The 1,945-nt window shown below is 35.2% G+C and carries 2 protein-coding genes; one reads left to right on the top strand and one right to left on the bottom strand.

Going from position 1 to position 1,945, the window contains the following annotated elements; genetic code table 11:
• Nucleotides 1–888 (bottom strand): M42 family peptidase (locus WBM60_RS10690; protein ID WP_424283059.1); only part of this gene is annotated, 888 nt, incomplete at its 3' end.
• 105 nt (nt 889–993) lie between these two features.
• Here WBM60_RS10690 and WBM60_RS10695 point away from each other — a divergent pair.
• Nucleotides 994–1,680 (top strand): DUF4294 domain-containing protein, encoded by a 687-nt coding sequence (locus WBM60_RS10695; protein ID WP_424260394.1) that lies wholly within the window; start codon nt 994–996, stop codon nt 1,678–1,680.
• Nucleotides 1,681–1,945 lie beyond the last annotated feature (265 nt).

The raw sequence follows: 1,945 nt of genomic DNA on the forward strand, positions 1-1,945 counted from the left end.
TGCCGCCATGCGCTGAAATGGAATTTTTTTGGCTTCGGCGGTTTCAATAATTCGTTCTCTAAGTTTATTCTGAACTGCCGGAGCATAAGAAATTACAGGGCCGGCACCTAATTCTGTATGCCCCTGTTTTTTCTTGTCGATCATAGGTGTCGTCGTATCATGGCACACATCGGTAATAATCGCAGCATTCGGGCGTATGGTTTGTGAAATCATTTCCGCGCCTCGAAGGCCAATTTCCTCCTGTACAGCATTAGTTATATAGAGTCCAAAAGGTAATTTTTTCTTGTTTTCATGTAAAAGTCTGGCAACTTCAGCTATCATAAATCCACCTGCTCTGTTGTCAATTGCACGGCATACGTATTTATCCTTATTCAAGATCTGGAATTCATCCGGATATGTGATAACGCAGCCAACATGGACTCCCATTTTTTCAACTTCTTCTTTATCCTTTGCTCCAACATCAATAAAAATATTATCTATTTTAGGAGGTTCTTCTTTAGCACGGTCCCGGGTATGTATAGCGGGCCATCCAAAGATACCTTTCACAATTCCGTTTTTAGTATGAATATTTACCCATTTTGAAGGAGCAATTTGATGATCACTGCCACCATTGCGGATGACATAGAGAAGCCCGTTATCTGTAATATAGTTTACATACCAGGAAATCTCATCGGAATGTCCTTCAATGACCACTCTGTATTTTGCTTCCGGATTAATAACTCCAACCGCGGTTCCGTAGGTATCGGTAATAAATGTATCAACATAGGGTTTCACATAATTCATCCACAATTTTTGACCTTCTGATTCATATCCGGTAGGGGATGCATTGTTAAGGTATTTTTCAAAAAAAGCCAATGATTTTTTGGTGATAATCTTCTTTTCGCTCATGTATTTATAATTTGAATACAAACTTAACAATATTCACTTTTATTTAGTAATGCAGTCCAATGTTTATCATTAATTTTGGCAAGAAATTTGAAATTTAAATATTTAGTGAAAAAGTGTTTTCATCTTATTCTTATTTCTCTTATGGGCTATATTGGGATTTCCCAGATGAAAGAGCAGCCAATGGATTCTCTGACTGAAAAAATGATAATCATTCAGGGGGATTCCATTTTTCAACAATCAATTACCCTTGATGAGGTATACATTTTTGGAAGGTTGGAGTTTTCATCTTACCAGGATAAATTGAAATATTATATTCTGCGCAGGAAGACCCTTAAGGTATATCCCTATGCAAAAATGGCCTCTGAAAGGTTGGAAGAGCTTAATGATAGTTTGATGAAAATTAAATCAAAACGAAAAAAGAAAAAGTATACCAAACAACTGCAAAAATATATTGAAGGGGAGTTTTCTGATGAATTAAAAAAGTTGACACGCACTGAAGGGCAGATTTTGGTAAAATTAATCTATAGACAAACTGGAACTACAACTTATGGTTTGGTTAAAGAATTACGAAGTGGGTGGCGTGCCTTTTGGTACAGTACAACAGCTAAAATGTTTAAGATAAACTTAAAAGAAGAATACCAGCCGGAAAACATACACGAAGACTACCTTATTGAAGATATCTTACAGAGAGCTTTTGCGGCCAGTCAGCTAGTGCGACAGGAATCTGTTTTGGATTATGATTATTCTTCATTAACTAATAAATGGAATAAGACAGAAAAGGAAAAAAAATAGTTGCAGATAACATTAAAATGATGTAGCTTTATAAGCCTTTTTTTGCTTTCAATCTTAGAGCAAAAAGCTAATAATAAGTACATTAAAAATTCAGGTTAAAATTATTTCATAAAAATAACTGAAATTTATTTTTAATTTAAAAAAGTGCTCTATATTTGCACCCGCTTAGCTGGGCAGTAGACACGGTTAAGTTTTTTTGAGAAGGAATAGGATCTACTGAAAAGAAAGTTCATTGACATATTGACAGACAGCGTTTTTCTGCTTA

Origin of the sequence: Eudoraea sp., assembly GCF_049669105.1 — a bacterium.
In the GTDB taxonomy this organism is placed as follows: Bacteria; Bacteroidota; Bacteroidia; order Flavobacteriales; family Flavobacteriaceae; genus Eudoraea.